This window comes from Cryptocyanus atlanticus LEGE 06306, from assembly GCF_056633155.1.
This window is the reverse complement of the sequence record NZ_JBSJOZ010000001.1, coordinates 89,738-114,896: the sequence shown is the minus strand read 5'-3', so window position 1 is coordinate 114,896 and position 25,159 is coordinate 89,738. Positions and strand designations below refer to the sequence as shown.

The following is a 25,159-nucleotide window of genomic DNA, read 5'->3' as shown; positions in this document are numbered from 1 at the left end:
CGCATTGTTGCGGAATGTAAAAGCCCCCCGGATCCGGGTGGGGCTGTCCCCCGGCGAGTCGGGCATCATCGGAGTCCCCGCTGCGCCTGGACCCGGTTGCCCCCGCCCGCCGTCGCCTGTGACCTGGTCGTGATCGGCAGCGGCCTGGGCGGACTGTGCTGCGGCGCCCTGGCCGCCCTGCACGGCCTCGACGTGCTGGTGCTCGAGGCCCACGACCGTCCCGGGGGCGCGGCCCACGGCTTCGAGCGGCGGGGCTTTCGCTTCGAGTCGGGTCCCTCCCTCTGGAGTGGCCTCGGCCGCTGGCCCAGCCCCAACCCGCTCGCCCAGGTGCTGCGCGCCCTGGGTGAATCCGTCCCGGTGGCCAGCTACCGGGAATGGGGGCTGCTGCTCCCCGAGGGTCAGCTGCGCATCGGCGTCGGTCCCGAGCCCTTCCTGGACACGGTGCGGTGCCTGCGGGGCCAGGCTGCCGCCTCGGAATGGGCGGCCTTCATGACCTGGTTGCAGCCCTACTGCCGGGCCACGGCCTCCCTGCCCCTGCTGGCGCTGCGCCCTGGACTGGGCCTGGCGGGGGTGCTCGGAGCCCGCGCCTCCGCTCGGCTCATGCTCCAGGGCCCGCGGCTGGCGGCACTCGGGGGCGCCTTCGGCCCGATGGCGCGACGTCATCTGCGGGATCCCTTCCTGCTCCGCTGGGTGGAGATGCTCAGTTTTCTGATCTCGGGCTTGCCCATGGATCAGACCAGCGCCGCAGCGATGACCACCCTGTTCGGCGAGTGGTTCGAGCCCGGCGCTTGCCTTGAGTACCCCCTCGGCGGCAGCCCGGCGGTCGTGGCGGCCCTGGTGCGGGCCCTGGAGCGCCAGGGCGGAGCCCTCCGCACCAGCGCACCCGTCAGCGGCATCCTGGTCGCCGACGGCCGGGCCATCGGCGTGCGTCTCGGTGATGGCGGCACGATCACGGCCCGCCGCGGTGTGGTGAGTGACGCCAGTCCCTGGGACACCCTGGACCTGCTGCCCGAGCACGCCCTGCCGGTCCGCTGGCGCCGCCAGCGCGCCGCCACGCCCGCCTGCGCCAGCTTTCTCCATGTCCACATGGGGCTCCGGGACGACGGACCCCTCGATCTCCCCATGCACCACGTCTGGGTCGGGGACTGGGAGCGGGGCATCGGCGCCGAGCGCAACATGGTGGTGCTCTCGATGCCTTCCCTGCTCGATCCCTCCCTGGCCCCCGCCGGCCACCAGGTGCTGCACGGTTACACCCCCGCCAATGAACCCTGGGGGCTCTGGAGCGATCTGGAGCCCGGCAGCGCCGCCTACGCGCGGCTCAGGCAGGAGCGCTGCGCCATCTTCCGCGAGGTGCTGGGGCAGATCGTGCCGAACCTGGCCGATCGGGTCGTGCTGGAGCTGCACGGCACTCCGCAGACCCACCGGCGTTACCTCAGAGTCCAGCGGGGCAGCTACGGGCCCGCCCTGGGCGCCGAACGGGGACCGTTCCCGGGTGGGACAACCCCGATCCCGAACCTGATGCTCTGCGGTGCCGGGGTCTTCCCGGGCATCGGCGTGCCACCCGTGGCGGTGAGCGGCGCCATGGCGGCCCACAGCTTCGTGCCGGCGGCCCGGCAGCGGGCGCTGCTCGAATCGATCGGCCTGCTGGAGGTCTGAAGCCCGTTCGCCGGGCCCGCAGGTCCCCCCTCACCAGCCGCGCCAGAGGCGGGCCCCCTCGCTGCGACGCAGCGCCCGCAGCTTCCGCTCCAGCACCACCAGCGCCGGCACCAGCGTGAGTCCATTGGCGGCCACCAGGGGGCCGTCGCCGATGGCCAGCCCGTAGATCGCCCAGAGGCTGACCCCGGCGGTGAACAGGGCGTACATACCCAGCGAGATGCCACGGGTGTCACCGCTGCGCACCGTCTTGATGGCCTGGGGGAAGAAGCTCAAGGTGGTGAGGCTCGCCGCGGCGTATCCCAGCAGCGTCACCGGCAGGAGCGGGGCCATGGGACGGGTCGGGGCAGGGTCTGCCCCCGCATCATGTCGGGCTCAGGGGCTGGTTCATCGCCGCGCGGGCCTGCAGCCAGCGGTCGGATTCGGCCATGGCACGGCAGTCGTCGAACCAGGGACCGCCCAGGGTGTAGTGGAGGATCTTCGGCTCCGGGGGCAGGGGCTGGACGCCCACCAGCACGTTCCAGGCTGCCGGCAATCCGCCGATCGCCCCATCGGGCAGCCAGTGGAACTGGTGCAGCTCCAGGCCGCTGGCCGTGTTCACCCGTTCGGGGGTGAGGGCCCTGCAGCGGGCGCAGTTGAACAGCATCACCGACGACCAGTTCTTGCGGCCGTAGGGGGTCTGCGGCATCCCCTGGAACTTCAGCCCCGCCTCGCAGATGTGCTCGTGCTTGACCACCTGAACCGCGTAGCGCTCCTCGCGCTGGGCCCAGAGTTCGGCGATGTCGCCGAGACAGACCATGTCGGCGTCGACGAACAGGGCCCAGCCCCGATAGTCGGCCAGCCAGGGCACCAGGAAGCGGCTGAAGGAGAAGTCGGTGCTCTGCCTGGGATCGCGCGCCCGGCTGTACACCCCCCGCAGCTGATCGAGCCGCACCTGGCCGATCAGCACCGGGACACTGGAGTGGGCCTGAATCGAATCGGCCAGCACGTTGATGGCCACCCGTTCGCGGTGGTCGTAGCCGATGAAGACCCGGGGGCGCTCCAGGGGGAGGGTGCTCATGCCGCCTCCACCCGCACCATCGGCTGCATTACCTGGCGCAGCAGCAGGGCTCCGAAGCGCAGCCGCCGCCCCAGCTGCGGCAGGGGCCCCTCCCCGGCGGCGCGGCCGGCCTGCAGCTCCTGGAAGCGGTGCACCAGCTGGTCGCGCAGCTCCAGGTAGCGGCTGTTCTCCAGGTCGAACACCCAGGGAAAGGCCCGGCGGGCGGCGCGGTTGGTCTGGGTCATCACCTCCCGGTCGAAGCGCCGGGGGTCCATGCCCAGGATCCGGTAGAAGTCACCCCGCTCGCACACCGTGAGGCTGTGGGTGAGAAACACCGACCACAGGAAGAACCGGCTCAGCAGCTGACCGCGGACCCCCCGGCGCAGGCCCGGCCAGCAGCGGATCAGCAGGTTGAAGATGTCGCCGTGGCGGTTCTCGTCCTGGCACCAGGGCTCGAAGAAATCGAACAGCGGCGCGATGCGGTGGTCGGGGTGGGCCTTGAGGTGACGGTCGATCAGGATGTACCTCCAGTAGCCGATCTTCTCCGAGAGGAACACGCTGTAGAGCACCCAGCTGAGCGGGAACCAGGTGATCGGCCGGTTGGCGCTCAGCTTCGGCAGATCGATCGTGATGCCCTCCGCCACCAGCGCCCGGTTCAGGAACCCGGCATGGCGGGCTTCGTCGCGGGCCATCAGCTGGAACAGTCGTCCCAGGTCGGGTCGCCCGGCCTGGAGCAGCCGCCGGGACAGCTCCTTGAACAGCAGGAATCCCGAGAACTCCGACACGCAGGAGCGCACCAGGTAGCTCTCATAGGCGGCCTTCTGCCCAGGGTCCAGATTCCGTAGGCGATCGAGGGGAACCTTCCGGTCGAAGTGCTCCCGGTTGTGGTCGGCCTCCATTTCGGCGAGCAGCGCCTCGAACAGCGGACCCTCTCGGATCAGCTCGGTGCGGGCCGCCTTGTCAATCTCGGTGGTGTAGAAGCGCGGCTCCAGCAGGCCCTCACGCCCCTGGGGCGCGGTGGGGGGCGCCACCGGAGTCGGGGCGATGGCCCCACCCGCCTCGATCCCTGGCATCGCACCCATGGCATAACAACAACGTGATACTACATCACGCCATCAATGCGACCAACTGTCTTTGCGGGAGTGCGCTACCATATCATCTGAGCGTTCCGCGGCCCGGCGCCGGGCGCCGGGACTCCCCGATCCGTTCCCCTCCGTCCATGGAAGCCCTCGCCGACTACTTCAAGGTCTTCTCCGAACCCAACCGGTTGGCGGTGCTCAAGGCCCTGCGGGCCGGCCCCCTCAATGTCACGGCCGTGGTGGAGGCCACCGGGCTCAGCCAGGCGCTGGTGTCCAAGCATCTGAAGCTGCTCACGATCGCCGGTGTGGTGCGCCGCCGCCCGGAGGGCAGCCTCGTCTTCTACGACGTCATCGACAAGGGGGTGTTCCGTTTGCTCGCCCAGGCCGAGAAACTGCTGATGACCGCCCGTCGCCAGCAGCTCGATGCCCTGGCGGCCATCTTCTGATGGGCCCGTGCCCGGGCGGCGACACCGCCGCGCTGCCGACCACGATGCTGGAGCTGCGCCAGGCCCTGGCGGAAGGTCGCCGGGCTTTTGTCGGCCTGCGGCTGCCGGATGCCGATGGGGTCGACCTGGATCTCTCCGGCTGTGATCTGAGCGGCGGCTGCTTTCGCGAAGCCCGCTTCGGCCATGCCTCCCTGCGCGGGGCCACCGTGGCCGGAGCCCGATTCCAGCAGGCGCTGCTCTGGGGTGCCGACCTCTCCGGCCTGCAGGCCCAGGGCTCCTGCTGGCATGAGGCCGATCTGTCGGGATCGCGGCTGCAGCGCTCCGATTTCAGCGGGGCCCTGCTGCACCGCTGCTGCCTGCGGGGGGTGCTGGCGGCGGCCAGCCGCTGGCGGGGAGCCCGGCTGGTGGAGGCGGATTTCCGCTCCGGCCTCGATCAGCTCACCGACCTGGGCGAAGCCGACTTCGAAGCCGCCGATCTCAGTTTCGCCCTGCTGCAGGGCGCCCAGCTCCACGGGGCCAACCTGCGCGGCGCCTGCCTCTACGGCGCCGATCTGCGCCAGGCGTTGCTCGAGGGCGCTGATCTGAGGGGCTGCGATCTGCGGGACTGCCAGCTCGGTGGTGCCACCCTCCGCCATGCCGCCCTGGAGGGCACCCTGCTGCCCGCTGGCGTGATCGATCCACCATTCTGAGCGGGAGTCCCTGCCCCTGTCCTGCCATGGCCGCCCCCGACCGTTTCGATCTGATCGTGATCGGGGCCGGCTCCGGCGGCCTGGCCGCCGCCAAGCGGGCCGCCAGCCACGGGGCCCGCGTGGCCGTGATCGAAGGCGATCGGGTGGGCGGCACCTGCGTGATCCGGGGCTGCGTGCCCAAGAAGCTGCTCGTCTACGGCTCCGCCTACCGCCACCTGCTCGGCGATGCCGCCAGCTACGGCTGGCGTGTGGAGGCCCCTCACTGCGATCCGGGCCGGTTGCTGGCGAACGTGCGGGCGGAGGTGGACCGGCTCAACACCCTGCATATCGGCCTGCTCGAGCGGGCCGGTGTGGAACTGGTGCCCGGCTGGGGCCGCTTTCTTGATCCCCACCGCGTCGGTGTCCGCCGCGCCGAGGGAGCGGAGCGCGAGCTGCTGGGCCAGCGGATCCTGATCGCCACCGGCGGTCGCCCGGTGCGGCCCGCCTTCGAGGGCGCCGGGCTGGGCTGGGTCAGCGACGATCTGTTCCGGCTGGAGTCGCTGCCCGAGCGGGTGGTGATCGTGGGGGCGGGGTTCATCGCCTGTGAGTTCGCCGGCATCCTCAACGGCCTCGGGGTGGCGGTGACCCAGCTGGTGCGGGGCGACCATCTGCTGCGGGGCTTCGACCGGGAGCTCTCCGACGCGGTGCGCGACGCCATGGAGGCCGATGGCATCGACCTGCGCCTCTGCCACAGCCCTGCCGCCATCACCGGCACCCCCGGCGACCTGGTGGTGACCAGCGCGAGCGGGGAACGGATCCCCTGTGGCGGCGTGCTGCTGGCCACCGGCCGGGCCCCCTTCCTCGATCCCCTCGACCTCGAGGCCGCCGGGGTCTCCTGCGAGGGTCGCCGCATTCCGGTCGACGCCGATCAGCGCTCCAACGTGCCCCACATCTTCGCCGTCGGGGACGTGACCGATCGGATCAATCTGACCCCCGTGGCGGTGGATGAGGGGCGGGCCTTCGCCGACAGCGTGTACGGCGCTCGGCCCCGCCGGGTCAACCACGATCTGGTGGCCAGCGCCGTGTTCAGCCAGCCGGAGCTGGCCACGGTGGGGCTCAGCGAAGCGGCGGCGGTGGAGCGGCTGGGGGTGGAGGCGATCCGGATCCATCGCGCCCGCTTCCGCTCGATGGCCCAGGCGTTGCCCCAGCGCGGTCCCCGCTGCCTGCTCAAGCTCGTGGTGGAGGTCGAAAGCTCGCGGGTGCTGGGCTGTCACATGGTCGGCGAGCATGCCGCCGAAATCATTCAGATGGCGGCGATCGCCATCGGGATGGGCGCCACCAAAGAGGATTTCGATCGCACCATGGCGCTTCACCCCACCGTCGCCGAGGAGTTCGTCACGATGGCGGGGGGCTGATCGGGCGGTCTGGATCCGCCGGCTGATCGGGCCGCCCCAGGCGGGGAGATGACGTTTGCGTCCCGGTCCCTACCCTGAATCCCAGCACCGTTCAAGCCCCACCCCACCACGGCGTGAAGCCCCGCGTCCTGCTGATCGACCACGACCGCGGCGGCCTGGATGCGCTCGGGCGCTTCCTCGACCAGACCGGCTGGCGGGTGAGCCAGGCCGAGGATGGCCATCGGGGCCAGGCCCTGGCCCTGCAGGAGGCTCCCCAGCTGATCGCAATGGATCTTCTGCTGCCCAGGATCGATGGGCTCACCGTGCTGCGGCGCCTGCGCCACGATCCCCGCACCGCTCGCACACCGGTGCTGATCCTCACCGCCCTGGGCAGCATGGACGACAAGGTGCGGGCCTTCAACGCCGGGGCGGATGACTACCTCACCAAGCCCTATGCCAGGGAGGAACTGCTGGTGCGCCTGCAGTCGCTGTTGCGCACCCTGGGGCCGGCCCCGCGGCCCGGGGCTCCCCCCGAGGTGCTCAGCTACGGCCCCCTCAAGCTGGTGCCGGAGCGCCACGAAGCGATCTGGTTCGAGCACCCCGTGCGGCTCACCCCGATCGAGTTCGAGCTGCTGCACTGCCTGCTGCAGCGCCACGGCCAGACAGTCCGCTTCTCCCTGATCCTCCAGGAGATCTGGGGCCACGGGCCGGGCGAAGACACTGAGTGCATCCGCACCCACATCCGGCACCTGCGGGGCAAGCTGGAGCGCGACCGACGACGGCCGGAGTTCATCACCACCATCTATGGGGTGGGTTACTGCCTCGATCTGCCCGTCCGGTCCCCCGCCTCCGCCGGGGGCTGGTCGGATCCGCTCACGGCCTGACGCCCCGGCGGGCGGATGTATCAAATGGCACGGGGTTCGGTCATCGCTGCACATCGGCGTACCCGCCGGGACGCTTGGATGGGGTTCTGAACCGTTCCCCTTCCGCACGCCCCTTGGACGTTTCCACCCCCCCGAGCGAGCTTCACAAGACCTGCGGCGGCTGCCCCCTGCTTCGCCACAGCAAGAAAAAAGGCTGCAAGGGCAGCAAGTGCTCGAATTACAAAGGCGGCCGCTGCCGCTGCGGCCGCGACTGATCCGAGGATCTCAGGCGGCCGGCGCGGGGGCCGCACCCGCGGGCAGGGACTGGTCCACGATCAGCAGGGCGCCCATGTCCGTGCCGCAATGGCGCACCTGGCCGAGCAGGTGGGCCACCTCATTTTCGGCATCCACCTGGCTCTGGATCATCGGATCGAGGAACACGGAGGTGCGGTAATCGCCGCAGCGTTCGGCGAGTCCGTAAAGCTGCTGCAGCGACGTGGTGACGTCGGTTTCCATCTCGAACACCGACTCGAACACCTCTTCCACATTCAGCCAGGCGAGGCGGGGCTGATCGATCGCCGCCAGGTCCACCGCCTGGCCGCGGGCCACCAGATAATCGGCGAACAGGCCGGCATGGGCCCGTTCCCCATCGGATTCGGCCCGGGCATAGGCCGCGAAGCCGCTCAGGTCCCTCTGGGCGAACCAGATTCCCAGGGACCAGTAGGTGTAACTGGCGTGCAGCTCCATCTGCAGATGATGGAGCAGACCGGCGAGCAACTCGGGCTCCATCGCCTGGGCCACGGGCCGGCGAGACAGCAGGGGTTCGGCCAGCGCTCGCGAGGCTGGAGCCGGATTGGTGGTCACCATCGTCGATCAGGCCGTTCGGTTCAGCATACAAAGGGCCTCCTGGGCCAGATGGGCTGGGCCGTGCGCCGTGGGCGCCGCCCCGGGGTGATCGGCGACACCCCGGGGTCCGCGAAGATCGGCAACCGGGGGACGAACGGCGGTTCAGTTGAGAACTACAGTCAGTTGCAGTTGAACGTGGGGCCGTGAGCAGCGCAGGGTCTGGCGGCATTGCCGAACTCACCCGACGAGCCTGGTATCTGGGCATCCGCCACCGGCAGCTGAGCGTGGCCCATGCCCGCTGTGGCAACCGGCTGCTCCGGCAGCGTCTGCAGGCCGAGCTGATCCAGATGGGGGCCCAGTTCTCCACCCTTCAGACCCTCACCGAAGGCCTGGCCTCCACCTGCGGCCCCGACCACTGGGAACTGCCCCTGCTGCTGGAGGTGATGCGCCGCTCGATCGGCAGCGGCGTCGCCGGCGCCGTCTAGGCCCGTGGAGCCGGCGGGAGGTCTTCCGGCCTCGGCAGGGCGCCGAGGGTTTTCACTCCGTCGGCGGGGAGCATCAGCCGGCTGGTCCCGCGGGCCGTTTCGAGGCTGAGCTGCAGCGGAAAGGCCTGGCTGGGCCTGGGCACCAGCGCGCCGGCATCGAACTGGGCGGACCCCGCCGGCAGCTCGACGCGGCCGGGGGGCACCAGTTCCACGCTGCGGTTCGGCAGGCTCCAGTGGTGGCCCATGCCGTCGGTGAGCCGAAGGGGCTGGCTGTGATCCAGCTGAAGTGCAGGCGAGAGGCCGGTCAGCCGCAGGCGCCAGCCGGCGGGAAAGGCGGGATCGGGCTGCTCGAACAGGCCCAGGGAGAAGCGCTGGCTGGCCTGATCAGTGAGGCTCCAGGCGCGGGCGGCGGTGGTGGCCGCCGTGCTGGGCGCTGCCGGCGAGGCCCGGGCCGCCGCCGACTCGATCGGTAGGAGAGGCATCGGCAGCAGCACGGGCAGCAGCAGGGCCAGGCGGAGCAGAACGGCCATCCAGCCCCGGATCCGGAGCCCGTGGGGCCTGGGCGAGGCCTGAGCCAGGGTCGAATGAGCCATTCGATCACTTGCGCATAACGTCCTTTCAACGATAGCGTGATAAAAGGATCTGCCTCCCGGCTTGATCCTGACCCCCACCCCCGAGGTCCCCATGTCCTTCCTTGCACTGCGTCGCTCCCGGGGCAACCCCTGGAGCCGCTTCCAGGACTGGGTCACCAGCACCGAGAACCGCCTCTACGTGGGCTGGTTCGGGGTGCTGATGATCCCCACCCTGTTGACGGCCACGGTCTGTTTCGTGATCGCTTTCATCGGCGCGCCTCCCGTCGACATCGACGGCATCCGCGAACCCGTCTCCGGCGGCCTGCTCTACGGCAACAACCTCATCACCGCCGCGGTGGTGCCCTCCTCCAACGCCATCGGCCTGCACTTCTACCCGATCTGGGCCGCCTCGAGCCTGGATGAATGGCTCTACAACGGGGGGCCCTATCAACTGATCATCTTCCACTTCCTGATCGGCATCTTCTGCTGGATGGGGCGGGAGTGGGAACTGAGCTACAGGCTGGGGATGCGCCCCTGGATCGCCGTGGCCTACAGCGCCCCGGTGGCGGCGGCCACCGCCGTGCTGCTGATCTATTCGGTGGGCCAGGGCTCCTTCTCCGACGGCATGCCGCTGGGGATCTCGGGCACCTTCAACTTCATGCTGGTGCTGCAGGCCGAGCACAATGTGCTGATGCATCCCTTCCACATGCTGGGGGTGGCGGGCGTCTTCGGCGGGGCCCTGTTCGCCGCCATGCACGGTTCGCTGGTCACCAGTTCGCTGGTGCGGGAGAGCACCGAAACCGAGTCGCTCAACAAGGGCTACAAGTTCGGCCAGGAGGAGGAGACCTACAACATCGTGGCTGCCCACGGTTATTTCGGCCGGCTGATTGTCCAGTACGCCTCCTTCAACAACAGCCGCAGCCTCCACTTCCTGCTGGCCGCCTGGCCGGTGGTGGGCATCTGGTTCGCCGCCCTGGCGGTGGCCAGCTTCTCGTTCAACCTCAATGGCCTCAACTTCAACCACTCGGTGATGGATCACCAGGGCCGGGTGATCAACACCTGGGCTGATGTGCTCAACCGCGGCGGCCTGGGTATCGAGGCGATGCACGAGCGCAACGTGCACAACTTCCCGCTCGATCTGGCCACCACCGCCAGCACCCCCGTGGCGCTCACCGCCCCGGCGATCGGTTAGTGGGACTTTGACCCCCGCCCAGCCGCTTCGTTGATCGATCGGGGCCCGGAGGCTCTCCGGGCCCTTTCTCCACTCCCACCTCCCAGCTCCCTCTGCCCTCTCGCCCGGCGCCCCCCATGACCTGCTCCCCCCTTCCCTGTGCCAGCAGTCCCGGCGCCAGGCGATCGCTGCTGAGGGAGACCCCACGGCTCCTGGGTCGCACAGCCACCAGCTGGGTGCTGGCCTTGCTGGCCCTGCCGCTGCTGGCCGTCCAGCTCGTCATCGTGCCCGGCGTGGTCTTGGCGGCCCAGGCACCGCTGGAGCCCGCTGCCCTCGCCAAGGCGGTGGTGGAGATGGAGCAGCTCGACGCGATGCGCGTGTCGCTGGCCTCCACGCTCGAAGGCCGCAGCGAAGAGCCCAGCCTGCAGACCATGAAGGAGGTGTGCAAGCCGGTGGGGATGCGGGCGATGGCGATCGGCAAGGAGAACGGTTGGCAGGTGCGCCAGGTGGCCAGCAAGTTCCGCAACCCCGACCATGCCCCCGCCGGGCCGCAGGAGCAGCAGGTGATGGATCTGCTGGAACGCCATCCGGAGATCACCGGCCTGTGGGAGCCGACCGTCGCCGGGCCGAGCGCCGGTGTGACCTACTACCGCCGCATCAACGTGGAGCCCAGTTGCCTGGCCTGCCACGGCACCAGGGCGAGCCGGCCGGCCTTCGTGAGCGAGAACTACCCCCAGGATCGGGCCTTCGATTTCAAGGAGGGCGATCTGCGCGGCATGTACGCCGTGTTCCTTCCCGAGCTGCAGCAGGCGCTTGTGGAGGTGGAGTGAGGCGGATCGGCTGGATCCGAACGGCGCACCGGGCCGGAGGCGCCGGAGGCGTCAGCGCTTGATCTCGGAGGGATCAACCCCAGGCTGGATCGAACGCCGCCAGGCCAGATAGGGAACGATGGTGACCAGCATCAGCACCCCGTAGACCGCCGAGGGAAGGCTGTAGGCCGAGAGCCCCAGATCCGAGCCGGAGGCCTCCAGCAGCAGGGCGCCCACCGCGATTCCCACCGCGCCGTTCTGGAAGCCGCTTTCGATCGCCACCGTGCTCACCTGGCTCGCGGGCAGGCGCAGCCCCTGGGCCAGGGCCGTGCCGATGGCCAGCATGCCCACGTTGAGCGTCAGCAACACCGGCCCCAGCGACGCCAGGTTGTCGATCAGGGTCTGCCATTCGGCCAGGATCGTGACCGCCAGAATCAGCCCGAACAGCCCGGTGGCGATCCGCTCGGCGGGATGCTCCCAGCGCCTGGCCAGTGCGGGTTGCCGCTGCCTCAGCAGCACCCCCAGCAGCACCGGCAGGGTGGTCATCAGACCCATCTTCAGGCCGAGGCCGGTGATGCTCACCGCCGGCAGTGCGGTGCCCATCAGGGCCCGCCCCCCCAGGCTCAGGATCGGCGGCAGGGTGAGCGTGGTGATCAGGCTGGCCAGGGCCGTGAAGGAGATCGAGAGGGCCACGTCACCCCGCGCCAGGCGGGTCATGACGTTGGAGGTGATCCCCCCCGGGCAGCAGGCCAGCACCAGCACCCCCACGCCCAGCTCCCCCGGCAGGTTGAACAGGCGGATCAGCCCGAAGGCCACCAGGGGCAACAGCAGCACCTGAGCGATCACCCCAGCCAAAAGCGGCTGGGGCCGGCGCAGGGCCAGGCCGAAATCCGCCGGGGTGAGTGAAATCCCCAGGGCAACCATGATGAAGGCCAGCGCCAGGGGAAGGACAACGGTGACCATGCCGGCCGGTGACGTCCGGGGATTCTGAGCCGGGGCGACACGGCAGCAGCAGCAGCATCGGTGTCTAGACCGAGTTGCTGGGCGGAAGCTGCGCTGGAGGCAGAAACCGGCGGATGAAGAGGTCCATCGGTGTGGGGCCGCAATGGGGCTGCCAGGCGGCTCCAGGCCACCGCCGCCAGCACTGCACCAGCAGCTGGGCTGGGCCGGCCTGCACCAGCAGGATCCGGTAGCGGTACGCCGCATCGGCGGCCTGCGCTGGACTACTGAGCACTTCAGCCCGTGCCTGGGTGCTCAGAAAGGCGTTGAAAAAGGCATCGCTGGCTGGGGCTTCCCGCAGGGCAGTGGTGAACCGCCAGGCGGCGCCGGTGGGGTAGCCGTCGTGGTGGAGGTAGAGATGGCGCTCCGGGCTCCCCGGAAAGCCGGCGAAGGAGTAGACGGCGCGGGTGGCCAAGACGGTGGGGCGGCTGCACTGATCAGTGCCCCAGGCGTCTCACAGGGCTGGGCTGAAGGACACCCTGTTGAACGGGTTGAACGGCACGAGCCTGCCTGCAGCGCCGCTGAGGCGCGCTGATCAGTTGTCGATGAACAGCGAATGGGCCGTGCGCACGACCCGTGGATCGGGCTCACAGGCCACGTCGTGGTCTTTGTGCTCGTAGTCCAGGGCGTGGAGGACGCTGCGGATGGCGCCGAGGCGGGCCCGTTTCTTCTCGTTGGAGTTGACGATCGTCCATGGCGCCACGAGGGTGTCGGTGGCGAGCAGCATCTCGTTGCGGGCTTCGGTGTAGGCGTCGTACTTCGCCACACTGGCTTCGTCGATGGGCGAAATCTTCCACTGCTTGAGCGGATCGTCGCGTCGATCGTCGAAACGCAGTTTCTGCCTGCCCTGCGACACGGTGAACCACATCTTGAACAGCCTAATTCCACTGCTCACGAGGGACTGCTCAAAGCCGGGAACCTGGCGCAGAAACAGGGCGTGCTGCTGCGGTGTACAGAAGCCCATCACCTTTTCGACGCCCGCCCGGTTGTACCAGGACCGGTCGAACATCGTGATTTCTCCCGCCGCTGGCAGGTGCGGAACATAGCGCTGGAAGTACCACTGGGTTGCTTCGGCATCGTTGGGTTTGGCCAGCGCCACATGTTCACTGCCGCGTGGATTGAGGTGTTCGCGGAACCGCTTGATTGATCCACCCTTGCCCGCCGCATCGCGACCTTCGAACAGGATCACCACGCGCTCTCCGACAGCCTTGATGTGACGCTGCGCCTTGAGCAGTTCAATCTGGAGCGATTCTAGGTCGCGCTTGTAGGGCTTCTTGTCGATCGTTTCGGCGTAGGGCAGATTGTTCTGCATCTCCTCGATCGACTGAACGGCTGAGGGGTGCTGCTTGCTCATGAGCCTGCTTCATGATCTGGCGATGCTCTCACACCCAGGCGGCGCAGAGCAGCTCCGCCTGGGCGAGCACGGTTTTCACCGCGGCGTCCTGCAGATCGGGGGGATAGCCGTATTTGTTGAGGATGCGCTTCACCATCACGCGGATCCGGGCGCGGGCACTTTCGCGCAGGGTCCAGTCGATCGACACGCTCTTCTTCACCTGGGTGATCAGCTCAGCAGCAATCAGTTTGAGCTTGGCGTCACCCATCGCCTGCACGGCGCTGTCGTTGGCGGCGAGGGCGTCGTAGAAGGCGACTTCGTCGTGGCTGAGGCCAAGGGATTCGCCGCGCTTGCTGGCGGCATCGAGTTCCTTGGCGAGGGCGATCAGCTCTTCGATCACCTGGGCTGTGGTGATGGCGCGGCTGTGATAGGCATTCAGGGTGGTTTTGAGCTTTTCGGAGAACACCTGGCTCTGCACCAGGTTGCGCTTGGAGCGCACTTTGAGTTCGTCTTTCAGCAGCTTCTCCAGCAGCTCGGCGGCCACGTTCCTGTGCTTGAGACCCCGCACCTCAGCCAGGAACTGATCGCTGAGGATGGAGATGTCGGGCCTGGGCAGGCCGGCGGCGGTGAACACATCGATCACCTGGCCATCGGTGGTGATGGCTTTGCTCACCAGCTGGCGGATGGCGGCGTCGATCTGCTCGGGCGCCCGGCTGGTGCCGCTGGTTGCCTTGGAGAAGGCCGCCTGAATGGCCTGAAAGAAACTCACGTCGTCGCGGATGGCGGTGGCCTCGTCGCTGGCGGCGCAGAGGGCGAAGGCGCGGGAGAGTTCGGCCACCACCTGCAACCAGCGCTGCTTGCCGTTCTCCTGCAGCAGGATGTGCTCCTGGCCGGCGGGAAGGAGCTGCAGGCGCTCGCTGGGGCTGCCGCTGCTCCAGGCCGACCAGTCGAAACCGTGCAGCAGATCCGAGGCGATGCCGTGCTTTTCGAGCATCACGGCGATGGCCTGGGCAGGGTCGAAGGTGGGGTCGCCCTGGCCGCCACTTTCGGTGTAGCTGGCCAGGGCGCGCTTGAGCTGATCGGCGAGGCCGAGGTAGTCCACCACCAGGCCGCCGGGCTTGTCGCGGAACACCCGGTTCACGCGGGCGATCGCCTGCATCAGGCCGTGGCCCTGCATCGGTTTATCGGCATACATGGTGTGCAGGCAGGGGGCATCGAAGCCGGTGAGCCACATGTCACGCACGATCACGATCCTGAAGGGGTCGGCGGCATCTTTGAAGCGGTTGGCCAGCTGGCGCCGGGCTTCCTTGCTGCGGATGTGGGGCTGCCAGTCGGGGCCGTCATCGGCGCTTCCCGTCATCACCACCTTGAGGGTGTCGTGTGCCCACTCGGGCCGCAGCTGGATCAGGGCGTTGTGGAGATCGACGCAGATGCGGCGGCTCATGCACACCACCATGGCCTTGCCATCCATCGCCTCCAGGCGTTTCTCGAGGTGAGCCACCAGGTCGGCGGCCACGAGCGCGAGGCGATCGGGATCGCCCACCAAGGCTTCGAGGGCGGCCCATTTGGTTTTCAGCTTTTCCTTCTGCGTGAGCTCCTCGCCTTCGGTGATCTCCTCGAACTCGGCATCCAGAGCGGGCAGCGCGGCGGCATTCAGGGAGAGCTTGGAGATGCGGCTCTCGTAGTAGATCGGCACGGTGGCCTTGTCGGCCACGGCGCGCTGGATGTCGTAGATGGAGATGTAATCGCCGAACACCGCCCGGGTGTTGGCGTCGGTCTGCTCGATCGGGGTGCCGGTGAAACCGATGAAGGAGGCATTGGGCAGGGCATCGCGCAGGTTGCTGGCGAAGCCGTAGGACATTTCACCGGTCTTCTCGTTCACCTTGGCGCCGAAGCCGTACTGGCTGCGGTGCGCTTCATCGGCAATCACCACGATGTTCTGCCGGGCGCTCAGCTCGGGCATCGCTTCGCCCTTGTCGGGCATGAACTTCTGGATGGTGGTGAACACCACGCCGCCGCTGGCCCGGTTGAGCAGGTCGCGCAACTGCTCGCGGCTGGCGGCCTGCACGGGTGTCTGGCCGAGGATGTCGGCGCAGCGCTGGAACTGGCCGAAGAGCTGGTCGTCGAGATCGTTGCGATCGGTGAGCACCACCAGGGTGGGGTTCTGCATCGCGGCCGCGCGGATCATGCGGGCGGCGAAGAAGAGCATGGTGAAACTCTTGCCGCTGCCCTGGGTGTGCCACACCACGCCGGCGCGGCGGTCGCCCGGCCGGCCGCCCTGGCTGCGGCACGCAGGACCCATGCCGCTAGCGCGCACGGTTTCCTGCACCGCCGCGTTCACGGCATGGAACTGGTGATAGCCGGCGATGATCTTGTGCAGGGCACCCGAATCCGGGTCTTCCTCGAAGACGATGAAGTGCTGCAGCAGATCGAGAAAGCGCTGCGGCGCGAACACGCCACGAATCAGCGTTTCCAGCTCCAGCGCTGTGGCCGGCGCCTCGGCTTCGCCATCGATGCTGCGCCACAGCTTGAACCACTCCTGGTTGGCGGTGATCGAGCCGATGCGGGCCTGCAGCCCATCGCTCACCACCAGGGCAGCGTTGGTCTGGAGGAGTGAGGGAATCTCGGCTTTGTAGGTCTGCAGCTGGGCGTAGGCGCTCCAGATGGTGGCGTCTTCCGCAGCGGCGTTCTTGAGCTCGATCAGGCCCAGGGGGAGCCCGTTGAGGAACACCACCAGGTCGGGCCGGCGGTTGTGCTGGCCATCGCTGACGGAGAACTGGTTCACCACCAGCCAGTCGTTGGTGGCAACGGTTGTGAAGTCGACCAGGCGCACATGGTCGCCGGCGATGCTGCCATCGGGCCGGGGGTATTCCACCGGCACACCTTCACGCAGCAGGCGGTGGAAGGCGCGGTTGGTCTGCAGCAGCGAGGGGGTAGCGAGGCGCAAGAGCTTGCGCAGCGCTTCTTCCCGGGCCTCCTCAGGAATGGTGGGGTTCAGCTGGCGGATGGCCTCGCGCAGCCGGCCCACCAGAACCACATCGCTGAACGAGTCGCGCTCCGCCGCCGGTTCGCCGGGAGCCAGCTGGGGGCCGGGGAGCACGACATAGCCCAGTTCCTGGAACCAGCTGAGAGCCGCCTCTTCGATGAGGGCTTCGTTGAGGGTCATGGCGGATTCAATGGACCCGTCGCAGCCCCGATGGCCCCGCCGACGAAATCCTCCAACGCCAAGAGTATTGGCAGCCACTCCTGCCGATCGATGGTGGCTTCGAACGGGAGGTCGTCGTAGCGGAACACGGTGGCGAAAGGGGTCAGGTTTTCCACCGTCAGCAGAGCCTCGGGAAGGAGTACATCCAAGGCAGCGAGCAGATCCAGCAGCAGGCCCAGATCATGGGTGCGGGGGTAGTCGTGACCGCCGAGCGCCAGCAATGCCTTGATCAGCTTCTCAGCCGCCTGCTGGGCATGGAAGCCGAGGGTCTCGGTGTTGATGGTGGGATCGTTGATCAGCTTCTGCAGCACGGCAATGTCTTGTGCAGCCTTGCGTTGCAGCAGCTGGGCCTGTTCAATCGCCCGCATAGAGCACCCGGCCTTGTGTGCGGGCAGCGAACTCCACCGTGCCCGGCACCTGGGCGCGAGAATCGTAGAGGGCCTCGCTGGTGACGATCAGGTCGATCGGCATCAGCAGCCCGCGCAGGACACGGCGCAGGCGCAGCATCTCCTGGTAGCGGTCGGCCACCTGGGCTTCCACCACGAGAAGGTCAAGGTCGTTGGCAACGCTGAGATCACCTGTGGCAGCAGAGCCAAAGGCGATCAGTCGCGTGGGAGCCGCCGCGTCCACCAACCGCCGCACGGCTTCTGCGATCTTCTCGGGGGTCACCGCCCAGGGCTTGCCGGTGACGTCCACGCTCATCATGGTCTTGGCAACGCTGCCATCCACTGGCCAGAGGCTAGACGGTGCCTGGGGTGTTGGCAGGTCTCGTGCCAGTCCCTGGTGGCCTACTGAGTGGCCGTACAATGGCCGCACAGAGAGGCAAACCCTTGGACGCCGCCAGCACCCGTTCCCGCAATCGACGCATCGAAGTAAGGGCAACGGCTGAAGATCGCCAACTGATTGATCGGGCCGTCATCGCTTCCGGCACTGATCTCACCGGGTTCGTGATCACCCATCTGCGCCTGGCCGCCCAGCAGGTGCTGGCCGACCGCGAGGGTTTCCGCCTTGACGCCGAGGCGCTCGACGCCTGGGAGCGCATCAACGAACGGCCGGCACGCTCGTTGAAGGGGCTGCGGGCGCTGATGGATCGGCCCTCACCGCTTCAGGAGTGAGCGCCGGCACCCTGTCGCCCCGGCTGCTGGCCTCCGCCGATCGCCTGGACGGTTTCCAATGCCGGTCCGAGGAGCAGACGCTCTGGTTGAACAAGCACGCCCGCCAGGCCCATGCCCGTGGCGGACCCAGCAGGGTGTTCGTGGTCACCGAAGCCGGTGGCTGCGATGTGGTGGCGTACTACGCCTGGTGCATGGCCAGCATCACGCCGGCGCAGGCCGTTCCGTTGCTGGCCCGGCTCGGGGTTGACGTTCACCATGAAGGACGGGGCCTTGGAGCCGCCCTGCTGGCGGATGTGATCAGCCGCACCGCGCAGATTGGCTCCGAAGTGGGTTGCCGCGGGTTGCTCGTCCATGCCGAGAGCACGGCGGCCAGGGCGTTCTATCTGCATCTCATTCCGGAATTCGAGCTCTCCCCCACCGACCCGTTGCACCTGGTGCTGCTGATGAAGGACATCCTGCGGACGCTCCGCCAAGGGAAACGTTGAGGCCGGTCATCCCGCTGCCTCGATGACCGCTTGATGAAAGGCCCTGAAGCTGGCTGATCGGCTGCGCTGTGGATCCAGAACGGCACCGATCGCACGCGCGGTGTCGATCTTGCGCAGCCCGCCCGGCATGTACGCATGTCGTTGGAGCACTCGCTCGAGGGCTTCCCATGTGCCTCCCGCAATGGCATCGGGATTACGAAAGCCTTGCCGGCTGGGCAGGTTGGCGGGCGCGCGTGGATAGATCTGCCGCACTGCTTCCCAATCGCCGAAGAGCCAGGCTTCGAGTTCTTCGATCGCCACCCGGTTGACGAGCTGCCACGTGTCGTTCCCCGCCGAATTTCGGGTGCGCAGACCGGAGCCTGTGGCGATGGCTTCGAGCTGCTGCTTGAGAGCAAGGCAGTCGTCATCATCACGGTCGACCACCACCACAAGGCGCCAATCGGTTGGGAGCCAACTGGCATAACCACGTAGGCGGGCTCCCAGCTTGGCGAGCAGATCGCTCTTTCCCTGAAACGGGCGCACTTCGAAGGTGCGGCCCTGAGGAAGCAGCCTCGGCAGCAGGGCGCGCAGGAAGGCTTCCATGGAAGGTTCCTCCACCAGGAACTCCAGATGGCTGGCGGCCATGGTCATCGCGCTGGAAGCGGCCTGCTGGGGGTGGGTTGACCCTGGTTCACGAGGGGGTCGCCCACTCCGAGCTGGCCTTCCATCCACAGCTGGCCCATCAGGGCGCCTTCCTCCACGAACGCCTGGACGCCCTGCAGGTCGCTGGCCCGCTGGGCCTGGGTGTAGCCCTGAGCATCGCGCCAGAGCACGCGCACCTCCTCCGGCCGCAAGACGTTGAGAAAGAAGGGGGAATGGGTGGTGACCAGGAGTTGGGTCTGGGCGATGGCGGCGCGGCACTCCTCAGCGAGTTCCGGGAGCAGGCGCGGATGGAGGAAGTTCTCCGGCTCTTCGATGCCGATGAAGGGGGGAGGGGAGGGATCGTTGAGCATCACCAGGTAGGCGAGCATCTTCAGGGTGCCGTCGGAGGCAAAGCGGGCCAACACCGGATGGGAAAACGGGGCGTCCTTGATCTGGAGCAGCAGCCGACCATCGGGCATGGTTTCGGACAAGACGCTCTCGATTCGCGGTACCCGCCGACGCAACACAGCGAAGATCCGCTCCAGCCGCTGCGGATGCTGCTCGGCCAGAAATTGGATCACATTGGCCAGGTTGTCGCCAGAGCGACTCAGACGGTCTTGCGGCCCTGCTTCCGGTTGGCCGCGGGCACTGTCGGCGGAAAGGTACGAGACATACCAACCGGTGATGAAATCGCGCAAAGCCGCCACTCGCGGGTGCTCGGCGAACTGCCCCAGGGCATTCACGGCGAGCAGGTCGGCAGATTTCAGCGGCGTATCGACCCGCTGATCCTCCAGATCCGGCAGCTCGCCACTGACCGCGCGGCCCTGTCCTTCGCGGTAGTCGAGAAAACGGAACGGTTGCCCATGACTGCCTCGCTTCCAGCGCAACCACTCTTCCACCACGATCGGGGCGCCGGCCCGTTCATCGACAGCGAGGTGATAGGTGATGAGCGGAAAGCCGGGCTCGCGGTATTTGATCTCGATGGTGACGGGGCCTTCACTACCACGGGACTTGAGTTCCTTGGCCCGGCCGCGCTTGTCCCAAGCGCGTCGCAACCCCAGCTCAAAGCACTCGGCGAGGAAAGCGAACACGTCGAACACCGTGGACTTGCCGCTGCCATTGGGCCCCAGCAATACGGTGAGCGGCGTGAGGTCCTTGAACTCCACTTCGTGCAGGACACGGAAGTTGCTCACCTTGAGATACTCAATCCGCGCTGGGGCACTGGAGTTGGTAGCTCGCCTGATCATGCGTGGACCTCGGTCAACTGTCTCGCTTCAGGCACTTGCAGCTGACCCGAGAGTAGCTTCGGCAGCAGCGTGTCTCGCAACATGGCGAGGGTGCGGGATTGATCGATGTTACGGTTGATCTTGTCGAATATAGGCTTTGCCATGGCCGTGAAGGCTTCGACCAGAGGCGACGGTGGAATGACAGTCTTCATGTCCAGCACGCTCTCGGGTCGGATGCGTTGATGGCTGCCGGTAGTGCCCGTGACGAGCGTACAGAAGGTCGAGGCAAAGGCGGCGTTGGTGAAGAGCGAGAAAAGGAACTCGCGGGAATAACCGGGGCGAGTCGAGGCAACGATTAACTCGGTGGAGCAGACGGAGCGTCTTGTCGCGTGGAGGTCTGGTAGCCAGATGCGTGGAATGTGAGGGTTGAGTTTTGAGAGGAGCACGCTGTTGCACATCACGACGAGCTTGTTGCTCATGATGGCGCTGCCGAGTTCCGCCTTCGGGGTTCGGCCTGCGTCGAAGGCGGGCAGGCTGTAGTGATCGAAGGTCTCGCAGGCAAACCCGCCGGGGTTGATTGATGAGCGGCTGAAATCAGAGGCATCGGCGACTCGTCCCACTGACCAGCCGTTCGGGATGTGACCGACCTCCGAGTCTTGGAATGAGTCGGGGAAGAGAGCTGCTGTTGCTTGATCAAGCCCAACAGGCTGCTGCCCATCCGACTTGGCCCGCACAGGATCGAAATCCACGAACCAGCTCTGGAACAGCGCCCGCGCCATCGCCTCCAGCGTCGCGTTCATCCGCCGGTTCAACTCGATCTTGTCATCCAGCGTTCCAAGCACCGCCGCGATGGCTATTTGTTCGGCGAGGGGTGGGAGAAGGACGTGCTTTTCCTTCAACGTGTCGGTGACAAGCCTCCCGGTTCCATGTCCTGCATGGTCCACCGACGCCAAGAGCTCAGGCTTATTGGCGAGCAACCAGTAGGCGAGAAACGCACCATCGACATTCTTCGCTGGCCGGAGCGCTTTGATGTCCTGATTGAAAGCCATCTCCCGCGTGACCATGCAAATCGGCACGTCGTTGTGCAGCGTCATTCCGCGAACCAGGAGGAGAATGGTTCCTGCAGGGACGAGCTTTCCGCCATTGCCGACTGCGAGCGGTGAGATGTGGTCCTCAGCGTCGTGAAGGCGGAAAGACTTCATGTCTTTTGCACTGACCCACGGAATGGGCCCAGACCAGAACGCCTCGTTGCCCTTGAACGGCGTTCCGCCAGACAACCACGCTGCACATTCGCCGAGCGTTGTTTCCTCCCAATCAACCTCCATAACCCAGCCCCCTCAGTTTGGTTTGGATGGCCAGACCCAGTTCCTCTTCCTCGGCCAACGGGCCGCGCCGTTGAAAGGCGTAGCTCGACATTGCGGGATTCACCATCATGACACCGGATAGATGAGGATCCCCACCCGCTGGATATGCTCCAGCAGCGGGCGTTGCTTAATGTGATCCAGGGATTGCACGTCAAACCGATAGGGCAACGGCAGCTCCTCCAATTCGGCCGCGATCGCCTCGGCGCGGATCGGCTCGATGTCGCCAGCCACCACCAGGTCCACATCGGAGCGGTGGGTGTGGGTGCCCTTGGCCCGTGAGCCGAACAGCGTGGCGCTCTTCACCTCGGGATGCAGCCGAAACACCGAACGCACCAGCTCCAGTTTCGCAGGCCGGGTGAACTGGGCGTGCAGTTTGGCGACGAGGCAGGGCTGGTGGTCCCACGCCCCGGTGGCTGGCCTGGGCCATTTGAGCCATTGGTGAGCCATTGATCACGCCTGCCTCGGTGGGCCATTGGAGCCATTGTTGGGCCGTTTGCGGGCAAACTCGTAATAGGCGCCGCGGCCGCTTCCTTTCGGCACGATCAGTCCCTTGGCAATCAGGTCCTCGAGATCGCGCTTGGCGGTGGCGCGGCTGGTGCCCGTGGTCGCCTGATAGTCGCTGTTGGCAAAGCGCGGCTGCCGCCGGATGGCGGGGAGGGCTTTCAACTGCCTGTCATTGAGGCCAAGCCCGGCCAGCACGTCGTCGGTGAGCCAGTCGCGCCATAGGGTACGACGAAATGGGGGCCGTGCTGTTGGAAGGTGGGCTCAGGAACCCCGGCGTCGCGGCAGGCGTCAATCATGTCGGTGGTGCCGGAGCCGGCCTTTTCGGCATAACCGGCACGGTAAAGCGGTTCCGCGATCAGCGGGTTGCGTGGCAGGGGGCCGTGGGGGTGGCGGAGGTCGTCTTCGCTGAGGCCTGCAGGAAGATGGCCGGGATTCCAGATCTCCACGCGGTCGCTGAAGACGATCACCTGGACGAAGCCATCGCTGGTGTAGTCGCGATGGGCCACGGCGTTGACGATGGCCTCGCGAATCACGAAGGTCGGGATTTCGGGTTGGACCGGAGCTGACGCGTCGGCGGCAGCAAGCCCGACCCGCGTTGTGAGCTTGGCAAGGACAAATTGGCGGGCGGCATCGATCGTTTCGAAGACCGAGCCTTCGAAGGCGCGTTGGTCGGCGATCGGCTTGCGTTTTTCGGTTCCCTCGAACTGGAGGCACTGAAGCTGGGTCTGGCGGAGAAAGTGTGTCGGTCGGTCGCCAAAGAGGAAGATGCCCGCCTGTGTGGGTTGTCCATCGGCGAGAAGATGGAAGTGGCGCAGCACATCCGCCGGGGTACGGGGGCCGACCGGCTGGAAGCGTCCATTCTCTTCCGCAAGACGGAGAAACTCCCGAACGTTCGCCGCCGAGATGTCGTTCAAGGTTGCACCGGCACAGGGGGCGGAGTCGAACGGCGGCGTACGCAGGAGGTGACGCTCATCGAGGAAATCGACGAGGCTGTTGTAAACCTCACGCAAAAGACTGGGGATATCGATAAAGCGGCGACGAGTCAGCTGTGCACCCGCATCGGCAATCAGTTTCGACATGTCTGGCTCACGGTCGCTGTCGTCGAGGCCCTTGATGAAGATGATCCTCTCCGGCTGGTTGGGGGCTTCGTGAGTGGCCTGCTGGAACTCCCGAGCGGTGGGAGACAAGCCATCGAGATCCTTTGCGCCGTAGGTCAGGCCGAAAATCCCAAGATAAATGTCCCGTCGGTCGATTTCTCCGATGTATCGCCCGTCGGGGCGCTGGTCCCGGGCGGGAAGATCTTCGAACAGGAAAACGTCCGGAAAGAACCGCCCCAGCATCGGATCGCGCGTGATGTAGTCCTTCATGGCGCGGCGTTCTGCCGCCAACTCCTTTTGGACGCTGCTCACGAAGATGGAGAAGCTGCGCTTCATCGAAGCGGGAAGCCCATGTTCTTCAGATTCGCCGTGATGGCCTGCTCCAACTTCGCGGACTCAGCAAACTGGGCCTCCAGCTCCGCCACCAGCCGCGGCATCTTCTCCTCAAACGGCTCGCCGTCATCTTCCACCTCCTCCGCCCCCACATAACGCCCCGGCGTGAGCACATGGCCGTGGGCAGCAATTTCGGCGGTGGTGGCCGATTTGCAGAACCCCGGCACATCGTCGTAATCGCCCGCGCCGTTGGCACCCCGCCAGCGGTGATAGGTGCCGCTGATCTTCTCCAGGTCGGCCTCCAGCAGCTCCCGGTGCACCCGATCGATCAGGCTGCCGAGCTTGCGGGCATCGATGAACAGCGTGTGCCCGCGCCGATCGCGGAAGCCCCGTTGGCCGTCGGCAGCCTTGCTCTTCGCCAGGAACCAGAGGCACACCGGGATCTGGGTGCTGTAGAAGAGCTGGCCGGGCAGGGCCACCATGCAGTCCACCAGATCGGCCTCGATCAGGGCGCGGCGGATTTCGCCTTCGCCGCTCTGGTTGGAGCTCATGCTGCCGTTGGCGAGCACGAAGCCGGCCATGCCCTGCGGCGCCAGGTGGTGGATGAAGTGCTGCACCCAGGCGAAGTTGGCGTTGCCCTTCGGCGGCACGCCGTACTGCCAGCGCACGTCGTCGTCACGGCGGAACCAGTCGGAGTCGTTGAACGGCGGGTTGGCGAGCACGTAGTCGGCGCGCAGATCCGGATGTAGGTCGCGGCGAAAGCTGTCGGCGTGTTCGGCGCCGAAGTCGGCCTCGATGCCGCGCAGGGCCAGGTTCATCACCGCCAGCCGGCGGGTGGTGGCGTTGCTCTCCTGGCCGTAGATGGCCGTCTTGTCGCGCTGGCCGCCATGATCTTCGATGAACTTCTCGCTCTGCACGAACATGCCGCCTGACCCGCAGCAGGGGTCGTAGATGCGGGAATTGGCCTGGGGTGCGAGCATCTCCACCAACAGACGCACCACGCAATTGGGCGTGTAGAACTGGCCGCCGTTCTTGCCCTCGGCCGAGGCAAAGCGGGTGAGGAAGTATTCATACACCCGGCCCAGCAGATCCACGGAGCGGTGGGTCTGTTCGCCCTCGCTGGCGCCGCTCTCTCTGGAAGCAGTGAGCTCGATCGTGGCGATCACATCGATCAGTTCCCCCAGGCGCTGCTTGTCCAGCCCCGGACGGGCGTAGTCCTTCGGCAGCACCCCCTTGAGGCGGGGGTTGTCGCGCTCGATCGCCACCATGGCGTCGTCCACCAGCTTGCCGATGGTGGGTTGCTTGGCGTTGGCCTGCAGCTGGCTCCAGCGGGCCTCGGCCGGCACCCAGAACACGTTCTTGGCCTTGTATTCGTCAGGGTCTTCCGGGTTGGCGCCTTCGTAGTCGCCAACGCCGGCCAGCAGCTTGGCGCGGTGCTCTTCGAAGCTGCCTGCGATGTATTTGAGAAAAATCAGGCCGAGCACCACGTGCTTGTACTCGGCCGCGTCCATGTTGTTGCGCAGCTTGTCGGCCGTGAGCCAGAGCTTGGCTTCGAAGCCCAGGTTGGCGGTGCCGTTGCTGGTGGCTTTTCCTTTGCGGGGGGCTTTGGCGGGAGCGGGCTGTGGCGCCACTGGCTCGGCGCCCACCAGGGACACCGAATCGCTGCGGCCCCTGCCGCGCACCACGATCCCCTTGGCCACCAGTGCCGCCTTCACCTCTTCGTAGAGGGGGGCATCCCAGCCGAGCGACTCACGCAGGGCGGGGTTTCTGGCGGGGCTGCCGACCTTCTCCAGGGCTTCAAGGAAGTCGTCCAGCCGCTCCGGATCGGGCATCGATGGGCTGGGTCGTCAAC

29 protein-coding genes are annotated in these 25,159 nt (G+C 67.0%); 11 read left to right on the top strand and 18 right to left on the bottom strand.

The window, feature by feature from the left end; genetic code table 11:
* Nucleotides 1-96 precede the first annotated feature (96 nt).
* Nucleotides 97-1,656, top strand: a complete 1,560-nt coding sequence (locus tag ACWJI7_RS00555; RefSeq protein WP_479934415.1) for a phytoene desaturase family protein — start codon at nt 97-99, stop codon at nt 1,654-1,656.
* Between the two features lie 30 nt (nt 1,657-1,686).
* Here ACWJI7_RS00555 and ACWJI7_RS00550 read toward each other — a convergent pair whose 3' ends face one another.
* The 3 genes from ACWJI7_RS00550 to acsF are packed head-to-tail and all read right to left on the bottom strand — an operon-like array spanning nt 1,687 to nt 3,765.
* Nucleotides 1,687-1,986, bottom strand: coding sequence for a SemiSWEET family sugar transporter (locus tag ACWJI7_RS00550; protein ID WP_479934413.1), 300 nt, complete (start codon nt 1,984-1,986; stop codon nt 1,687-1,689).
* 31 nt (nt 1,987-2,017) lie between these two features.
* Nucleotides 2,018-2,713 (bottom strand): hypothetical protein, encoded by a 696-nt coding sequence (locus ACWJI7_RS00545; protein WP_479934411.1) that lies wholly within the window; start codon nt 2,711-2,713, stop codon nt 2,018-2,020.
* Entirely contained in the window at nt 2,710-3,765 is a 1,056-nt protein-coding gene (gene acsF, locus ACWJI7_RS00540; protein WP_479935107.1) for a magnesium-protoporphyrin IX monomethyl ester (oxidative) cyclase, read from the bottom strand. Before acsF ends, ACWJI7_RS00545 begins: the two co-directional genes overlap by 4 nt.
* A gap of 146 nt (nt 3,766-3,911) precedes the next feature.
* On the opposite strand from acsF, the gene ACWJI7_RS00535 reads away from it, so the two are divergent.
* From ACWJI7_RS00535 to ACWJI7_RS00515, 5 genes are all read left to right on the top strand, one after another.
* A complete protein-coding gene (locus tag ACWJI7_RS00535) occupies nt 3,912-4,217 on the top strand; it encodes an ArsR/SmtB family transcription factor (protein WP_479934410.1) in 306 nt (101 codons plus the stop codon).
* Nucleotides 4,217-4,906 carry a pentapeptide repeat-containing protein gene (locus ACWJI7_RS00530; RefSeq protein ID WP_479934409.1) on the top strand — a complete coding sequence of 230 codons (690 nt, stop codon included), beginning with the start codon at nt 4,217-4,219 and terminating at the stop codon, nt 4,904-4,906. Before ACWJI7_RS00535 ends, ACWJI7_RS00530 begins: the two co-directional genes overlap by 1 nt.
* 26 nt (nt 4,907-4,932) lie before the next feature.
* Complete coding sequence (gene gorA, locus ACWJI7_RS00525) at nt 4,933-6,300, top strand: glutathione-disulfide reductase (protein WP_479934407.1); 1,368 nt, start codon at nt 4,933-4,935, stop codon at nt 6,298-6,300.
* Nucleotides 6,301-6,413: 113 nt separating this feature from the next.
* The gene (locus ACWJI7_RS00520; protein WP_479934405.1) at nt 6,414-7,163 is read left to right on the top strand and encodes a response regulator transcription factor; all 750 of its coding nucleotides are present in this window, start codon (nt 6,414-6,416) and stop codon (nt 7,161-7,163) included.
* Between the two features lie 113 nt (nt 7,164-7,276).
* The gene (locus tag ACWJI7_RS00515; RefSeq protein ID WP_479934404.1) at nt 7,277-7,417 is read left to right on the top strand and encodes a hypothetical protein; all 141 of its coding nucleotides are present in this window, start codon (nt 7,277-7,279) and stop codon (nt 7,415-7,417) included.
* A 10-nt stretch (nt 7,418-7,427) separates the two neighbouring features.
* Here ACWJI7_RS00515 and ACWJI7_RS00510 read toward each other — a convergent pair whose 3' ends face one another.
* Nucleotides 7,428-8,009, bottom strand: a complete 582-nt coding sequence (locus ACWJI7_RS00510; RefSeq protein WP_479934402.1) for a ferritin — start codon at nt 8,007-8,009, stop codon at nt 7,428-7,430.
* A gap of 182 nt (nt 8,010-8,191) precedes the next feature.
* Between ACWJI7_RS00510 and ACWJI7_RS00505 the strand changes: the two genes are divergently transcribed.
* Nucleotides 8,192-8,473: a hypothetical protein gene (locus tag ACWJI7_RS00505; protein ID WP_479934400.1), complete on the top strand. Its 282-nt coding sequence runs from the start codon at nt 8,192-8,194 to the stop codon at nt 8,471-8,473.
* Here the strand turns inward: ACWJI7_RS00505 and ACWJI7_RS00500 are convergent.
* Nucleotides 8,470-9,003, bottom strand: coding sequence for a DUF3122 domain-containing protein (locus tag ACWJI7_RS00500; protein WP_479934399.1), 534 nt, complete (start codon nt 9,001-9,003; stop codon nt 8,470-8,472). The genes ACWJI7_RS00505 and ACWJI7_RS00500 overlap by 4 nt on opposite strands.
* Nucleotides 9,004-9,157: 154 nt before the next feature.
* Here ACWJI7_RS00500 and psbA point away from each other — a divergent pair, with 154 nt between their 5' ends.
* Together psbA and ACWJI7_RS00490 are read left to right on the top strand one after the other, a co-directional pair.
* On the top strand, nt 9,158-10,237 hold the full coding sequence (gene psbA / locus ACWJI7_RS00495) for a photosystem II q(b) protein (RefSeq protein ID WP_479934397.1): 1,080 nt from the start codon (nt 9,158-9,160) through the stop codon (nt 10,235-10,237).
* 116 nt (nt 10,238-10,353) lie between these two features.
* Nucleotides 10,354-11,046: a Tll0287-like domain-containing protein gene (locus ACWJI7_RS00490; protein WP_479934396.1), complete on the top strand. Its 693-nt coding sequence runs from the start codon at nt 10,354-10,356 to the stop codon at nt 11,044-11,046.
* Nucleotides 11,047-11,097: 51 nt separating this feature from the next.
* On the opposite strand, the gene ACWJI7_RS00485 is transcribed toward ACWJI7_RS00490, so the two are convergent.
* From ACWJI7_RS00485 to ACWJI7_RS00460, 6 genes are all read right to left on the bottom strand, one after another.
* A complete protein-coding gene (locus tag ACWJI7_RS00485) occupies nt 11,098-11,988 on the bottom strand; it encodes a bile acid:sodium symporter family protein (protein WP_479934394.1) in 891 nt (296 codons plus the stop codon).
* A gap of 64 nt (nt 11,989-12,052) precedes the next feature.
* Nucleotides 12,053-12,439, bottom strand: coding sequence for a hypothetical protein (locus tag ACWJI7_RS00480; RefSeq protein WP_479934392.1), 387 nt, complete (start codon nt 12,437-12,439; stop codon nt 12,053-12,055).
* Nucleotides 12,440-12,559: 120 nt separating this feature from the next.
* Nucleotides 12,560-13,378, bottom strand: coding sequence for a polyphosphate kinase 2 (gene ppk2, locus ACWJI7_RS00475; RefSeq protein ID WP_479934390.1), 819 nt, complete (start codon nt 13,376-13,378; stop codon nt 12,560-12,562).
* A gap of 28 nt (nt 13,379-13,406) precedes the next feature.
* Nucleotides 13,407-16,523, bottom strand: coding sequence for a type I restriction endonuclease subunit R (locus tag ACWJI7_RS00470; RefSeq protein WP_479934389.1), 3,117 nt, complete (start codon nt 16,521-16,523; stop codon nt 13,407-13,409).
* Nucleotides 16,520-16,930: a HEPN domain-containing protein gene (locus tag ACWJI7_RS00465; RefSeq protein WP_479934387.1), complete on the bottom strand. Its 411-nt coding sequence runs from the start codon at nt 16,928-16,930 to the stop codon at nt 16,520-16,522. Before ACWJI7_RS00465 ends, ACWJI7_RS00470 begins: the two co-directional genes overlap by 4 nt.
* Nucleotides 16,917-17,264 carry a nucleotidyltransferase domain-containing protein gene (locus ACWJI7_RS00460; protein ID WP_479934385.1) on the bottom strand — a complete coding sequence of 116 codons (348 nt, stop codon included), beginning with the start codon at nt 17,262-17,264 and terminating at the stop codon, nt 16,917-16,919. Before ACWJI7_RS00460 ends, ACWJI7_RS00465 begins: the two co-directional genes overlap by 14 nt.
* Before the next feature lie 128 nt (nt 17,265-17,392).
* Here ACWJI7_RS00460 and ACWJI7_RS00455 point away from each other — a divergent pair, with 128 nt between their 5' ends.
* Together ACWJI7_RS00455 and ACWJI7_RS00450 are read left to right on the top strand one after the other, a co-directional pair.
* Nucleotides 17,393-17,677 (top strand): type II toxin-antitoxin system TacA family antitoxin, encoded by a 285-nt coding sequence (locus tag ACWJI7_RS00455; RefSeq protein ID WP_479934384.1) that lies wholly within the window; start codon nt 17,393-17,395, stop codon nt 17,675-17,677.
* A complete protein-coding gene (locus ACWJI7_RS00450) occupies nt 17,674-18,162 on the top strand; it encodes a GNAT family N-acetyltransferase (RefSeq protein WP_479934382.1) in 489 nt (162 codons plus the stop codon). The genes ACWJI7_RS00455 and ACWJI7_RS00450 overlap by 4 nt, the downstream gene beginning before the upstream one ends.
* 6 nt (nt 18,163-18,168) lie before the next feature.
* Here the strand turns inward: ACWJI7_RS00450 and ACWJI7_RS00445 are convergent, their stop codons facing one another.
* The 7 genes from ACWJI7_RS00445 to ACWJI7_RS00415 form a co-directional block, all read right to left on the bottom strand.
* Nucleotides 18,169-18,792 (bottom strand): DUF4276 family protein, encoded by a 624-nt coding sequence (locus ACWJI7_RS00445; protein WP_479934380.1) that lies wholly within the window; start codon nt 18,790-18,792, stop codon nt 18,169-18,171.
* Complete coding sequence (locus ACWJI7_RS00440; protein WP_479934378.1) at nt 18,789-20,030, bottom strand: AAA family ATPase; 1,242 nt, start codon at nt 20,028-20,030, stop codon at nt 18,789-18,791. The genes ACWJI7_RS00445 and ACWJI7_RS00440 overlap by 4 nt, the downstream gene beginning before the upstream one ends.
* A complete protein-coding gene (locus tag ACWJI7_RS00435) occupies nt 20,027-21,334 on the bottom strand; it encodes a restriction endonuclease subunit S (protein ID WP_479934376.1) in 1,308 nt (435 codons plus the stop codon). The genes ACWJI7_RS00440 and ACWJI7_RS00435 overlap by 4 nt, the downstream gene beginning before the upstream one ends.
* Nucleotides 21,335-21,439: 105 nt before the next feature.
* Nucleotides 21,440-21,820 (bottom strand): nucleotidyltransferase domain-containing protein, encoded by a 381-nt coding sequence (locus tag ACWJI7_RS00430; RefSeq protein ID WP_479934374.1) that lies wholly within the window; start codon nt 21,818-21,820, stop codon nt 21,440-21,442.
* 3 nt (nt 21,821-21,823) lie between these two features.
* Nucleotides 21,824-22,072 carry a hypothetical protein gene (locus ACWJI7_RS00425; protein WP_479934372.1) on the bottom strand — a complete coding sequence of 83 codons (249 nt, stop codon included), beginning with the start codon at nt 22,070-22,072 and terminating at the stop codon, nt 21,824-21,826.
* Nucleotides 22,036-23,310, bottom strand: coding sequence for an ATP-binding protein (locus ACWJI7_RS00420; RefSeq protein WP_479934370.1), 1,275 nt, complete (start codon nt 23,308-23,310; stop codon nt 22,036-22,038). The genes ACWJI7_RS00425 and ACWJI7_RS00420 overlap by 37 nt, the downstream gene beginning before the upstream one ends.
* Nucleotides 23,307-25,139: a class I SAM-dependent DNA methyltransferase gene (locus ACWJI7_RS00415; RefSeq protein ID WP_479934368.1), complete on the bottom strand. Its 1,833-nt coding sequence runs from the start codon at nt 25,137-25,139 to the stop codon at nt 23,307-23,309. The genes ACWJI7_RS00420 and ACWJI7_RS00415 overlap by 4 nt, the downstream gene beginning before the upstream one ends.
* Nucleotides 25,140-25,159 lie beyond the last annotated feature (20 nt).